The following is a 14,005-nucleotide window of genomic DNA, read 5'->3' on the forward strand; positions in this document are numbered from 1 at the left end:
AGGAGACCTGGCTGCCCAGGTCGTTGGCGGGAATGGCCGCCCTTGAACGGGTCCTTCTTGGATCGCATCACCCTGCCACCCCAACGGTCAAAAGAGGCTGGGTTCTATCCGATCCGGGCGGCGCCGGAAAAGCTGCAACAGAGCCGTTGACCGTGCCGTCGGGAATCAGGAACCCGTCCGCGTCGGGGGCTGGTCTGACAGGGCGCGTCTGATCGCGGTCAGCAATGGGTCCGGACTGAGTGGCTTATGCAGCAGCAGGAAGCCGCTGGCACTCGCTTCCCGGATGCGTTCGGGCGAGGTGTCGCCGGTCAGGAGGATTCCAGGCAGTCGGACGGCGAAGTGCCGCGCCAGCCGCCTGATCACCTCCGATCCGTTTTCTGTGCCCTTGAGCCGGAAATCGGCGATGACCAGGTCTGGCGCTTGGTTCGCCAATCGTTTCACGGCGGTATCGCCGTCTGGTGCCGCCACCACCTCATACCCCAGTTCCTGAAGAAAGGCGGTGACCCCGTCGAGGACCGCCGGGTCGTCGTCGACCACCGCGACCCGCTCGCCGTTGCCTCCGTTGGGTATCGGCGTCTCCTCGTCCTTCGTAACGGGATCGTTCTGACTGGCTAACGGAACAAGGATCTCGAACATCGATCCCCGCCCCGGCGTCGACCGAACTTGGATCGGGTGCTGAAGCAGCGTGGCGAGGCGTTCCACGATGGCAAGCCCCAGCCCCAGCCCCTGCCGGCGGTCGCGCTCCGGATTTTCGACCTGATGAAACTCCTCGAAGATCGAGGCCAGCTGGTTCGGCGGAATGCCGCGCCCGGTGTCCCAAACCTGGATGCGCAGGTTCGTGCCGGCACGGCGGCACCCCACCAGGATGCCGCCCCGGTCGGTGTATTTGATCGCGTTGGCGATGAAATTCCGCAGAATGCGCTCCAGCAGCTTGGGGTCGCTCCGCACCGCAAGGTTGGTCGGAATGCAGCGCAACTCCAGGTCGGCTGCTTCGGCCAATGGCGAAAATTCGGCGCACAGTGAAGCGATCATCGTCTGGATCGAGCAGGACCGCAGCATGACCTCGATGATGCCGGCGTCCAGCCGCGACACGTCCAGGATGTCGTCAAGCATGACGGTCATGGCGCCCAGCGCGTTGCCCATGCTGGCAAGCAGCTTGGCTGCCGCCTCGCCCTGAGGCTGCATGGCTACCAGATGATGGAACATGATCAGGGCCTGCACCGGCTGTCGCAGATCATGGCTGGCAGCGGCGAGAAAGCGGGTCTTGCTGGCGCTCGCCTGTTCGGCCGCGGCCTTGGCGGCGGCGAGGGCCTGGCGGACGCGCACCTGCTCGGTGACGTCCTCCATCGCCAACAGGATCAGCCTGCCCGCCTGATTCAAGCGGCGGGCGTTCAGCAACAGGGTGCGTCTGGTGAGGTTCCGGCCATCGGCGTCTTGGCCGCCGGCCTCCTGGTTAACGGTGTCCCGACCGACGGTCAGTTCCAACGCCTCGATGACCGTGCCGTTGGGGATGATCCGTTCCAGCGCCCGGCGCAATCCGGGATCGGCCAGCAGACCACCGGCCATTTCGGCCAGCCGGGCGCCCAGCACGTCCTCCGGCGTGGTGGCGAAGATGTGATGGAAGGCCGCGCTGGCGCCGACCACCCGCAGCGTCTCGTCCAGCACAAGCAGAGGTTCGCGCACCGTGTCGACGATGGCCTGGGCGAAATCGCGCTCCGCCCGCGCTGCGCGCAGCACCCCGGCCCGCTCGATGACCAGCCCCAGCACGCTGGCGATGGCTTGGACGAATTCCAGGTCGGCGTCTCCGAACCGTCCCGCCGTTTGGCTGAGCACCGCGAGAACGGATGGTCCCCGCGTCCCGTCGCCGAAGGGGACTCCCAGGCCGCTGACGGCCGGACCGCCGGGCAGCGCCAGAGGGGAGCGGACGCGCTGATCGGTGGCGAAATCCTCGACGATCAGCGGCTGCCGGGACCGGAACACCCGTCCGACCAGCGTTGCCATGTCGGTGGAGATCCTGACCGCGGGGTCTTGCGGAACGGAAAATCCGACGCTACCGAGGAGGACAAGGTCGTCGGCATCCCCGGTGCGGCGGCCGGACGGATCGTCGCCGGGGCCGAGGATGGCGACGCCGTCCACGCCCAGCCCTTCGGCGATGAGGTGGGCCGCTTCCGCCAGCGTCTCCGGCCCGTCGGCTCCGACGGGATCCTTGCGTCCGAGATCGGCGATCAGCTTGTACTGGCGGGCGCGCAGAGCCATGGCCAGGCTGGTTCGCTTCAGCGGCGTCACGTCGCTGAAAGTGATGACGACGCCCTCCACCTGGGCGTGCTGGGTGCGGTAGGGCTGGATACGGCGCAGGTACGTGGTGTCGCCGTCCATCGACACTTCCCGTTCCGACGGCGTCATGGACGACAGCACGGAGCGGATGTCGGTCAGCAGGTAGGGGTCGGAGAAATGGCGGGCGATGTCGGTGATCCGGCGTCCGGTATCCTGCGGCAGCAGGGCGAACAGCCGGGTCGCCGACGGAGTGAAACGCTTGATCCGCAGATCCGATGACAGGAAGACCGTGGCGATGTCGGTGCTGCTCAGCAGATTGCCGAGGTCGTTGGTGGTCGCCTCCAGTTCGTCGACCTTTTCATGGAGCTGGGTGTTCAGCGTGCTGAGTTCCTCGTTGAGGGATTGCAGTTCTTCCTTCGATGTCTCCAGTTCTTCGGTGGTCGACTGGTACTCCTCGCCGATCGACAGGATCTCCTCGTTGGCGACCCGCAATGCCTCGCTGGTCGCGCTGAGTTCCTCGATGGTTTCGTTCAACTCCTCGCGGGTCATGCGCAGCTCGCTTTCGAGCTGTTCGACGCTGTCCATGGCGGCCGGCAGCACCGGGGCCTCGCCGGTCGGGATGCTTGGTGCCGCGTCGCCGGCCGTGAAGGTCACCAGCAGCAGCTCGTTGCCGGCGCGAGGAAAGCGCACCGGGATCACCAGGATGGTCACCGGCACCATAACCCCTTGGCGCTTGTGTCTGATCCCCGAGATCTGGACCCGTCCGTGCGAAGCGAGCGCCTGGGCGACGGCGCGGCGCAATTGCAGGCGCAACTCCCCGCGTGTCATCGCCGTCAGATCCCAGGGCGGCTCCCCCGTCGGCAGGTCGAGAAACTCGCCGGTCGGACCGAACAGGTATTGGACCCGGTGCTGACCGTCGATCAAAACAGCTGCAGGCGCGTATTCCAGCAACAGGGCCTGTCGGATCAGGTCGGCCGGGCTGTTGCCGCGCAAGGGGGTGGACGGCGCCGGCAGCGTGATCGCGGATCGCCCGCCCGTGGGCGGAACCGACATCGCGCTGCCGCGGGTGGTGCCGATCTTCCGGTAAAGGCGCCATTTCTTGGATAATGGCTGGAACAGGTCGGAGCGCGCGTCGATGGTCTCCGCGGTGCCGAGGAGCAGGCCGCCATTCTCGACCAGAGCGAAATGGAAAAGCGCGAAGATGGCCTTCTGCACGTCCGGCTCAATGTAGATCAGCATGTTGCGGCAGCTGATGAGATCGAGCTTGGAAAACGGAGGATCGCTGAGCAGGTCGTGCTGGGCGAAGGATACCGCGTCGCGCAACGGCTTGGCCACCTTGTAGCCGCCTTCGGCCTTGGTGAAGAAGCGGTCGAGCCGTTCGGCGGACACGTCCACGGTGATGGTTTCCGGATACAGGCCGGTGCGGGCGATGGTCAGTGCCCGGCTGTCCACATCGGTGGCAAACACCCGGAAGTCGGGGGATGATCCACTCTGCGCGCAGGCCTCCAGCAGCATGATGGCGATGGAGTAAGCCTCTTCCCCGGTGGCGCAGGCCGGGACCCACACGCGGATCGGCTTGCCCGCCGGCCGGCTCCGCACCAGTGGGGCGATGAAATCGTCAGCCAGGGCCTCGAAAGCCGGACCATCGCGGAAAAAGCGGGTTACGCTGATCAGAATGTCGCGGGACAGCAGTTCGATCTCGGCGGGGTGCGTGCCCAGAAAGGCCCGGTATTCCGACATGTCGCCGATGTGGTGAATTCCCATTCGCCGTTCGATGCGGCGGGAAAGCGACCGCGGTTTGTAGGCCCGGTGGTCTCGCTTGGTCTGTACGTTCAGCAGGTCCAGGATGCCATCCAATGCACCGTCCGGCGCCTCTACACTCTGTAACGCCATAGGGCCGAGATAGGGCTGGTGAACGAAGTCGACGATGACGCCGGGCATGCGCTCCGGCGCCAGGATGTAGTCGGCCATACCGGTGGCGATGGCACTGTTCGGCATGCCGTCGAACTCGGCGGTCGTCGGGTCTTGGACGACCACCAACCCGCCGCACTCTTTGATCGAGCGGAGGCCGTTGGTGCCGTCCGCCCCGGTGCCGGACAGCACGACGCAGATCGCCTTCTCATGCTGGTCGGTCGCCAGCGTACGGAAGAAGATGTCGATGGGCAGGCTGGCATCGGCCGACATCTTCGGTTCGCGAATACGCAGTTGGCCGGCCTCCATGGTCGGCAACAGGCCCGCGGGAGCGATGTATATGTGATCGGCCTCCAGCAGAAGGCCGTCATGCGCCGTTTGGACCGACAGCGCCGTTGCTTTTTCCAGCAGATCGGACAGCAGCCTCTCGTTGTTCGGAATCCGATGCTGGATAACCACGAAGGCGAGGCGGCTGGCCGTCGGCACGGCGCCGAGCAGCGCGGTGATGGCCTTCAGGCCGCCGGCCGAAGCGCCGATTCCGACGATTGCCAAAGGACCGGCCTGCGTGTCCCGCCGTTCGGTCCGAGCAACGGGCTCCTGGCCATATCGGTCCGAGCCTTCATCCGCTGAAATCATGACCGGCCTCCATCCCATACCTCGATCCCGACCCACGATGGTCTTAGCCGATACCACCATGCCGCCATACCGAACCATTTTGGTGGGATGGCAGCGAGGTGGGCGGCATTAGGCCGGTATGCGGACGACGACCAATTCATATATTTAGAAGTCTACAGCATGCCGTCGTGTGTTTGGAAAATTATAAGCATTAGCGGTATGGTTTCGTATACACGACGACGTTAAGGCCTCCGGCATCCCTGAATTCTTGAGCATAAAATCTCAGCAGTCATTTGATTGTATTCAAGATGCCATCTTCCAATCCGTGTGATATTCCACTGGAATGTATGGTTCAGCCCATGGGAAAATCGCTTGCGCGGATCCTGATCGCCCGGAAACCCTCCGGTCCCGTCTTCCCCCAGCCCTCCAGCTTCCGGCCGTCTTTCGTTACGCTGTCGGGCGGCAATTCCGGCGGACCAAGGACGGCGGGATCAGCATCCGCTCCGCCATAGCTGTCTTTGGTTGATGATGGCGGCGTTGTTTACCTGACACCTATCGCGCTCTCCTCCGCTTCACTGAAAAAATCCGGGAGGTCTAAAAAACTTCCCAGGGATCTCCGCATCCCCATCGTCATCACCGGGAAAGAAGAGAATGAGACGCAGTCGCAGAAAGCGGCGCGGTCTCTCACCGGATGACAGAGGCGAGCGATGGCATTGGCGAAGATTGGGTCGGGGATTGGGGCAAAGATCGGAATGGCCGGGGTGATGATCGGGCGCCGGGGCAGCGTCGCTGGCGACCGGTTCGGCCGCGTGTTCCTGGGGCGTTTGCTGGCGACGACGGTGCTGATCGCGCCGGGCCTCCTGCTCTCCCACGTCCCCGTAGCGACGGCGCAAACGAATCCGGCCGGCGCGGTGTCCTTCGCCATAGCGCCGCAATCGGTGGACGGAGCGCTCGCCGCTTTCGCCGCCGCGACACGCATCCAGGTGCTGAGCCCCGGCGCGGTGACGCAGGGCGTCAACTCACCCGGCGTCAGCGGTTCGATGTCCGCGCGCGAAGGACTGAACCGCCTGCTGTCCGGCACCGGGCTGGTCGCCCGCTTCCTCAACACCGAAACAGTGACGGTCGAACGTGCGGCCGCCGGCGGCGCCATCCAGCTGGACCCGGTGCAGATCGAAGGCAGCGGGGGCGCGACCGGTCCCGGCGCTCTGCCCCCGGCCTATGCCGGCGGTCAGGTGGCGCGCGGCGGGCGCATCGGTGCGCTGGGCAACCAGGACGCGATGGATGTTCCGTTCTCCGTCACCGGCTACACCGCCGAAACCATCCGCAACCAGCAGGCGGATACCATCGCCGATGTGCTGGCCAACGACCCGGCGGTGCGCAGCGGCCTCGGCTATGGCAACTTCGCGGAGAGCTTCGTCATCCGCGGCTTCCAGCTTATGGGCGAGGATCTGTCGATCGACGGACTCTACGGAACCGCACCGCGCCAGATCGTCGCCACCAACATGTTCGAACGGGTGGAGGTGCTGAAGGGTGCCAACGCCTTCCTGAATGGTGCGGCTCCCAGCGGATCCGGCATCGGCGGCGGCGTGAATCTCGTGCCCAAGCGGGCGGAGGATGAACCTCTGACCCGCCTGACCGCCAGCTATGCCATGGACAGCCGCTTCGGCCTGTCCGCCGATGTCGGCCGCCGGTTCGGCGACGCCAACCAGTTCGGCGTGCGCGTCAACGCCGCCGTCCGCGGCGGCGAGACCGCCATCGACGACGAGGAGCGGACGCTGAAGCTCGGCTCCCTGGCGCTCGACTATCGCGGCGAGCGCACCCGCGTGACGCTCGACGTCGGTACCCAGACCCAACGGGTGGAGCAGGGCCGCCCGGTGGTCTATTTCGGCAGCTTCGTCCCGGCGGTGCCCTCGGCTTCGCAGAACTACGCGCAGCCCTGGAGCTATTCGCAGATGCGCGACACCTTCGGCCAGATCCGTGCCGAATACGACATCCTGCCGAACCTGACCGCCTATGGCGCCTTCGGCCTGCGCAGCATGCGCGAGGACGGCGACTATGCCTCCCCCACCGTCACGCGGGTCGACGGCTCCGGCACCGTCAGGCGCCTGACCGTCCCGCGCGAGGATTTCACCAGCACCGGCCAGGCCGGAATCCGGGCCGACCTGCACACCGGTCCGATCCGGCACCAGTTGAATGCCGGCGCCTCCGCGTTGCGGACGACCAACAACAACGGCTTCGAATTCGGCACGACCACCACCATCAACCTCTACAGCATGGTCGGCTTTCCGCGCCCGGCGACGACGTCGTCCAGCGGCATGGTCGGCGATCCGCCGAAGGTCAGCGAGTCGGTGCTGCGCAGCGTCTATGCGTCGGACACGCTGTCGATCCTCGACGACCGGGTGATGGTCACCGCCGGCCTGCGCCAGCAGAACATCCAGGTCCGCGGCTTCAACCGCGCCAACGGCGCCCGCACCTCCGATTACGATCAGTCGGCGCTGACGCCGGTGGTTGGGCTGGTGGTGAAGCCGATCGAGGAACTGTCGCTCTACGCCAACCGCATCGAGGGGCTGGCGCAGGGGCCGACCGCCCCGTCCACGGCGGCCAATTCCGGAGAGATCTTCGAGCCCTACCGCTCAGTCCAGTACGAGGTCGGCGGCAAGCTGGACTTCGGCAGCTTCGGCGGCTCGCTGTCGCTGTTCCAGACCACCCAGCCCAGCGGCGTCACCGACGCGTTCACCCGCATCTACAGCGTGTCCGGCGAACAGCGCAACCGCGGCATCGAGCTGATGCTGTATGGCGAACCGGTGCAGGGCGTCCGGCTGCTGGGCGGCGCCACCTTCATCGATCCGGAGATGACCGATACCGGAAGCGCCGCGACCGAGGGCAAGGACGCCGTCGGCGTGCCGCGCCACCAGTTCAATGCCAATGTCGAATGGGACCTGCCCTTCCTCCCGGCCTCCTTCCCCACCGTGACGCTGACCGGGCGCGTGATCCACACCGGGTCGCAGTATCTCAACACCGCCAACACGCTGAAGATCCCAAGCTGGACCCGCTTCGACGTCGGCGCGCGGATGGTCACCGACATCCGGAACCGCCCGGTCACCGTCCGGGCGGCCGTGGAGAACGTCACCGACAAGGCCTATTGGGCGTCGGCCTATGGCGGTTACCTGAGCCAGGGCGCTCCGCTGACCGCCAAGCTGTCGCTGTCGGTCGATTTCTGAACGGTGCATTCATGACGGCGGCATGGGGAGTGCCCGATGACCAACCGAACCATCCGGATTTGGACGCTGATCCACAAATGGACCAGCCTGATCTGCACGCTCTTCATGCTGCTGCTGTGCTTGACCGGCCTGCCGCTGATCTTCCATGACGAGATCGAGTCGCTGTCGGCGGAAGACAACCTTCCGCCCATGCCGGCCGAAACGCCCATGAAATCTTTGGACGAGGCGGTTGCCTCGGCGCTGGCAACCTATCCCGGCGAGCGTCCGCTGTTCCTCAGCTTCGACGAGGACCGGCCGGTGGTGAACGTCACGACCGGCCCGACCGCTCGTCCGCCGGTGTCGCAGATGCACATCTCCGCCATCGACCTGCGCACCACGCGGATTCTGGCCGACCTGAACGACGATCAGGGCTTCATGCATGCGATGCTGCGCCTGCATGTGGACATGTTCGCAGGGCTGCCCGGCGAGCTGTTCCTCGGCTTCATGGGCTTCCTGCTGTTTCTCGCCACCCTGTCCGGCGTGGTGATCTACGCCCCCTTCATGCGCAAGCTGTCTTTCGGCACGGTGCGGGCCGGGCGCAGCAGGCGGCTGAAATGGCTCGATCTGCACAACATGCTGGGGATCGTCACGCTGATGTGGGTGGTGGTGGTCGGGCTGACCGGCGTCATCAACACCCTGTCGGTTCCGCTGGTCGCCTATTGGCGATCCAACGAGCTGGCGGCGATGATCGCCCCCTACGAGGGCAAGCCGGTGCCGGAACGCTTCGCCTCCGTCGATGCGGCCGTCCGCAAGGCGATGGAGGCCGCCCCCGGCATGCGCCCGCAGTTCGTCGCCTTCCCCGGCGTGCGGTTCTCCAGCAACCATCACTACGCGGTGTGGCTGAAGGGAGCCACGCCGGCCACCAACCGGATCCTGACCCCTGCCCTGATCGACGCCGAAACCGGGGCCTTCACCGACATGCGTTCCATGCCCTGGTACATGCTGGCGCTGCGGCTGTCGCAGCCGCTGCATTTCGGCGACTATGGCGGGCTGCCGATGAAGGTCCTGTGGGCGGTGCTGGACGTGCTGACCATCGTCATCCTCGGCAGCGGCCTGTATCTGTGGATCGCCCGCCGCCGCGGCGCCCAGGAACAGGCCGGCGCAAGCCCCGGCCTGCGCGCCGTCGCCGGGGAGGCCGCGGAATGAAGCCGCGCGCTCCCCTCCCCCTGCCGGCGATCTTCGGCATTCCCGCCGCAATCGCGCTCGTCACCACCGCCGGGCTGGTCATCGCCCTGCTGGACGACGGCCTGGTGGACGCGCTGTCCTGGGCGGCGCTGTCCGTACCCATCCTGGCCGCGGTCTGGTCCTGGCGGAACCGCGAGCGCTGACGGCTCCTCACGACACCACGGCGGGGACCGGATGATAACATCGGGCACTGTTATCGATCCGAAATAATGCATTGACGGAGCTGGTGGATCCGGGAAACCTCAGTCTCTTGACAATAGGGACACCAAGGTTCCGCGCCCGATGCAGCCGTCCACCCGGAACGCCGCTCCAACTCCCGCACCGCCGGCCACGCAACCTCTGCTCAGCGTCGAGGGTTTGTCCGTCGAGTTCGGCGGGCAACGGGTCATCGACGATCTGAGCTTCCGTGTTCATCCGGGTCGGACGCTCGCGATCGTCGGCGAGTCGGGGTCGGGCAAGTCGGTGACGTCGCTGTCGGTGATGCGGCTCGCCGACATGGCCGGGGCGCGCTTCCCCACCGGCCGCATCCTGTTCCAGGGCAGCCAGGGGCCGCGCGACCTGCTGACGGCCACGCAGAAGGAGATGCGGGCGATCCGCGGCAAGGAGATCGCCATGATCTTCCAGGAGCCGATGACCTCGCTGAACCCCGTCTTCACCATCGGCGACCAGATCGGCGAAACGCTGACCCTGCACGAAGGCATGGGCAAGGCCGCGGCGGCGGAAGAGGCCCGGCGGCTGCTCGACATGGTCCGCCTGCCGGATGCCGCCCAGATCCTGAAGCGCTACCCGCACCAGCTCTCGGGCGGCATGCGCCAGCGGGTGATGATCGCCATGGCGCTGGCCTGCCGGCCCAGGCTGCTGATCGCGGACGAACCGACGACCGCGCTCGACGTGACGATCCAGGCGCAGATCCTGACCATCATGCGCGACCTGCAGGCCGAACTCGGCATGGCGATGATGTTCATCACCCACGACATGGGCGTGGTGGCCGAGATGGCGGACGACGTCGTCGTCATGTGGAAAGGCCGCAAGGTCGAGGAGGGTCGTGCCGCCGATCTCTTCGCCACCCCGCGCCAACCCTATACCCGCGCCCTGCTGGCCGCCGTGCCCCGGCTGGGTTCCATGGCGGGGCAGGATCATCCCCGCCGCCTGCCGCTGACCGTGCTGGACGGCGACCACGTCACCACCGTGGGCGAGGCCCGGGTGCAGGATACGGCCGACTACGGCGCAGCACCCCTTCTGTCGGTCCGCGACCTGTCCGTCCGGTTCAAGTCCAGGACCAACTGGCTCGGTTGCGCGACGCATCAGGTCCATGCGGTGACGCAGGTTTCCTTCGACATCCATCCGGGCGAAACGCTGGCGCTGGTCGGCGAGTCCGGTTCCGGCAAATCGACGATCGGGCGCACCATCCAGCAGTTGCAGGAGGCGACCTCCGGCCGCATCTCGTTCCACGGCCGCCCCCTGTCGGAGATGGGCGCGGCGGACCGCAACCGGCTGCGGCGCGACGTCCAGTACATCTTCCAGGATCCCTTTGCGTCGCTGGATCCGCGCAAGACGGTCGGCTTCTCGATCGCGGAGCCGATCCGCACCCACGGCCTGCTCGACGGCGAGCGGGAAATCCGCAAACGGGTGGACGGCCTGCTGGAGCGTGTCGGGCTCACCCCCGCCCACGCCGCCCGCTACCCGCACGAATTTTCCGGCGGCCAGCGCCAGCGCGTCTGCATCGCCCGCGCGCTCGCCTCCGACCCCAAGCTGATCATCGCCGACGAAGCGCTGTCGGCGCTCGACGTGTCGATCCAGGCGCAGGTCATCAACCTGTTCATGGATCTTCAGGCCGAACGCGGCCTCGCCTACCTTTTCATCAGTCACGACATGGCGGTGGTGGAGAAGATGAGCCACCGGGTGGCCGTCCTCTTCCTCGGCCAGATCATGGAAATGGGAAGCCGGCGGCAGATCTTCGAAAGTCCGGCGCACGACTACACGCGCCGCCTGCTGTCCGCGGTCCCGGTCGCCGACCCGTCGCGGCGGAGCCGCCGGGCCCTGCTGGACGGGGAAATCCCGAGCCCGATCCGCGCCGTCGGCGACGACCCGGCGGTCCTGCCGCTGGAAGAGGTGCGGCCGGGCCATTTCGTCCGCCGGAGCGCATGACCCGGCACCCTAGTCAACCAACAACAACCATCGATCAAGGAACAGGTGTCATGGCATTGGGTGTGAAGGGGATCAAAACCGCGTTCATGGCGGCGCTGTTGGCCGGAGCAGCCTTCGCGGCGACGCCCGCGGAGGCCGCCGGGAAACTGACGATCTCATCGCCGCAGGATCCCGGAAGCTGGGACCCGATCGACACCTTCCTGGTCAACTGGGCCTCGGTCGGCACCAACATCTTCGACGGGCTGACCTACCGCGGCCCGGACCGCAAGCTGGTGCCCGGACTGGCCGAATCCTGGACCGAGATGGACGGCGGCAAGCGCATCCGCTTCAAGCTGCGCAGCGGCGTGACCTTCCACAACGGCGAGCCGTTCAACGCCGCCGCCGTGAAGTTCACCTTCGACCGGCTGCTGGGCGAGGAAGGGGCGAAGGGGCCGCAGCGCTCCAACTACATCGCCATTGAAAGCGTCGAGGTCATCGACGACACCACCGTCGATCTCAAGCTGAAGGCGCCCGATCCGGTCCTGCTGACCAAGCTGGCCGGCTATGGCGCGATGATCGTCCCGCCGAAATACATCCAGGAGAAGGGCGACGCCTTCTTCAACGTCAATCCTGTTGGCACCGGGCCTTTCAAGTTCGTCTCCTATGCCCCCAAGACCGGGATCAAGCTGGAGGCCAACCCCAACTACTGGGGAGGGGCGCCAAAACTGTCAGAGGTCGAATACCGCTTCATCACCGAGCCGGCGACCGCGGTCGCGGAGCTTCAGGCCGGCCGCGTCGACGTCGTCCTGCCGCCGACCATTCCCATCGGCATGGTCCCGGTGATCCAGGCCGACCCGAAGCTGACGGTGCTCAGCATTCCGGGGCCGACGGTGGACGCGCTGCGCTTCAACACCAAGTCCGGCATCACCGCCGATCCGCGGGTGCGCAAGGCGCTGATCATGGCGGTGGACCGCGCCGCCATCGTCAAGTCGATCCTGGCCGGACAGGCGTCGGAAATCGCCAGCTTCCAAGGCGAGCTGTCCTTCGGCTACGACCCGGCGCTGAAGCCGCTGCCCTTCGATCCGAAGGGAGCCCAGGCGCTGCTGGCCCAGGCCGGGGTGAAGCCGGGCGCCACGGTGCAGATCGACATCCGCGGCAACGACGCCACGATGAACGAGGTGGCCCAGGCCGTCGCCGCCTATCTGGGCGCGGTCGGCGTCGTCGCGACGATCAAGCCGTACGAGACCAACGTGCTGCTGAACGACATCATCCCGCAGGGCAAGACCGGCGCGATGTTCCAGCAGAAGTGGGGCGGCTGGACCTTCGACTACGACAACACCGCCTACGCCATGTACCATTCCGGCGAAAAGTGGAACCCGTACGAGCAGGACGCCGATCTGGACAAGCTGCTGGAATCCCAGCGTGCGATTACCGACGTGGCGGAGCGCGAGCGCATCCTGAAGCAGATCGCGCACGCCGTCGCCGACAAGGCGCTGGAGATGCCGCTCTACAACTCCAACGCCATCTACGGCGTCGCCAAGCGGGTCAAGAACTTCCCGCCGGCCTCGGACAACCGTCCGAAACTGACCGAAGTGACGGTGGACTGACCGCGCATCCGGCACCGCCCTTCCCATCCGGGGAGCGGCGGTGCCGGATGCGGTTTCGCTCCATTTTTTCAGGCCCGTTTTTCCAGGGTGGCATGTCTTGGCCGGATTCCTTCTCAAGCGCCTGATCCAGGCGGTCTTCGTCATGGTGGTGGTGACGCTGGTCGTCTCCTTCGCGATCCGCCTGACCGGCGATCCGGCCCTCATGCTCACGCAGGGGGCGGGCAGCATCACCGAACAGGACCTGGAGCGCATCCGCGAGGCGCTGGGGGTCAACCGGCCCTTCCTCGTCCAGTACGGAGGCTTCCTGACCGGACTGCTGCGGTTCGACTTCGGCAACAGCTTCCTTGGCGGCACCCCCGTGTCGCGGCTGATCGCCGACGCGCTGCCGGCCACGCTGCTGCTGGCGCTGGTGTCGATGGCCGTATCCATCGCCCTGTCCATTCCGCTCGGCATCAGGGCGGCGACGGCGCGGGGCGGGGTTGCCGATCAGGCGATCCGCATCCTGTCGCTGGTCGGCCTGTCGGTGCCCAACTTCTGGCTGGCGACGATGCTGGTGTTGCTGTTCGCCATCACCTTGGGTTGGCTGCCGCCGAGCGGCATGGAGAGTCCGTCGAACTTCGTCCTGCCGGCGGTCACCATGGGCGTCATCCTGACCGCGACCAATGTTCGACTGGTGCGCAGCGCCATGCTGGAAACCCTGCAGTCACAGTATGTCATGGTGGCGCGCGCCAAGGGGCTGAGCGAGGGCAAGGTCCTCTACAAGCACGCGCTGCGCAACTGCGCCATCCCGCTGATCACCTATTTCGGCCTGCAGTTCGGCGGCCTGCTGGGCGGCATCGTCGTGGTGGAGCGCGTCTTCAACTGGCCGGGGCTGGGCACGCTGGCCTTCGACGCGGTGGCCGCGCGCGACTACCCGGTGCTTCAGGGCGTCATCACCGTCCTGTCGCTGCTGATCGTCGGCGTCAACCTGCTGGTCGACATCGCCTACGGGCTGGTCGATCCGCGCATCCGGACCTCGTGACCGCC

At 66.3% G+C, this 14,005-nt stretch carries 7 protein-coding genes and 1 pseudogene; 7 read left to right on the forward strand and 1 reads right to left on the reverse strand.

Features of this window, described 5'->3' with window-relative positions:
* Positions 1–165: 165 nt before the first annotated feature.
* The gene (locus FZ938_RS18525) at positions 166–4,737 is read right to left on the reverse strand and encodes a chemotaxis protein CheB (protein WP_246457336.1); all 4,572 of its coding nucleotides are present in this window, start codon (positions 4,735–4,737) and stop codon (positions 166–168) included.
* A 448-nt stretch (positions 4,738–5,185) separates the two neighbouring features.
* Here FZ938_RS18525 and FZ938_RS31100 point away from each other — a divergent pair.
* The 7 genes and pseudogenes from FZ938_RS31100 to FZ938_RS18555 form a co-directional block, all read left to right on the forward strand.
* Positions 5,186–5,326, forward strand: a pseudogene (locus FZ938_RS31100) (IS1595 family transposase); the annotation flags it as partial.
* A 238-nt stretch (positions 5,327–5,564) separates the two neighbouring features.
* Entirely contained in the window at positions 5,565–8,021 is a 2,457-nt protein-coding gene (locus FZ938_RS18530) for a TonB-dependent receptor (protein ID WP_246457334.1), read from the forward strand.
* Between the two features lie 36 nt (positions 8,022–8,057).
* Complete coding sequence (locus FZ938_RS18535; protein WP_149199924.1) at positions 8,058–9,206, forward strand: PepSY-associated TM helix domain-containing protein; 1,149 nt, start codon at positions 8,058–8,060, stop codon at positions 9,204–9,206.
* Positions 9,203–9,388, forward strand: a complete 186-nt coding sequence (locus FZ938_RS18540) for a hypothetical protein (RefSeq protein WP_149199925.1) — start codon at positions 9,203–9,205, stop codon at positions 9,386–9,388. Before FZ938_RS18535 ends, FZ938_RS18540 begins: the two co-directional genes overlap by 4 nt.
* 139 nt (positions 9,389–9,527) lie before the next feature.
* Complete coding sequence (locus FZ938_RS18545) at positions 9,528–11,393, forward strand: ABC transporter ATP-binding protein (protein ID WP_149199926.1); 1,866 nt, start codon at positions 9,528–9,530, stop codon at positions 11,391–11,393.
* Between the two features lie 50 nt (positions 11,394–11,443).
* On the forward strand, positions 11,444–12,979 hold the full coding sequence (locus FZ938_RS18550; RefSeq protein WP_149199927.1) for an ABC transporter substrate-binding protein: 1,536 nt from the start codon (positions 11,444–11,446) through the stop codon (positions 12,977–12,979).
* 97 nt (positions 12,980–13,076) lie between these two features.
* Positions 13,077–14,000 carry an ABC transporter permease gene (locus FZ938_RS18555; RefSeq protein WP_149199928.1) on the forward strand — a complete coding sequence of 308 codons (924 nt, stop codon included), beginning with the start codon at positions 13,077–13,079 and terminating at the stop codon, positions 13,998–14,000.
* The last annotated feature ends 5 nt before the right edge of the window (positions 14,001–14,005 follow it).

The sequence above is a fragment of the Azospirillum oryzae genome (genome assembly GCF_008364795.1).
Taxonomy (GTDB): Bacteria; Pseudomonadota; Alphaproteobacteria; order Azospirillales; family Azospirillaceae; genus Azospirillum; species Azospirillum oryzae.

Excerpts from the sequence above, each read along its gene's own strand:
- FZ938_RS18550 (WP_149199927.1), top strand. The coding sequence starts at position 11,444 with ATGGCATTGGGTGTGAAGGGGATCAAAACCGCGTTCATGGCGGCGCTG.
- FZ938_RS18535 (WP_149199924.1), top strand. The coding sequence starts at position 8,058 with ATGACCAACCGAACCATCCGGATTTGGACGCTGATCCACAAATGGACC.
- FZ938_RS18545 (WP_149199926.1), top strand. The coding sequence starts at position 9,528 with ATGCAGCCGTCCACCCGGAACGCCGCTCCAACTCCCGCACCGCCGGCC.
- FZ938_RS18530 (WP_246457334.1), top strand. The coding sequence starts at position 5,565 with ATGATCGGGCGCCGGGGCAGCGTCGCTGGCGACCGGTTCGGCCGCGTG.
- FZ938_RS18540 (WP_149199925.1), top strand. The coding sequence starts at position 9,203 with ATGAAGCCGCGCGCTCCCCTCCCCCTGCCGGCGATCTTCGGCATTCCC.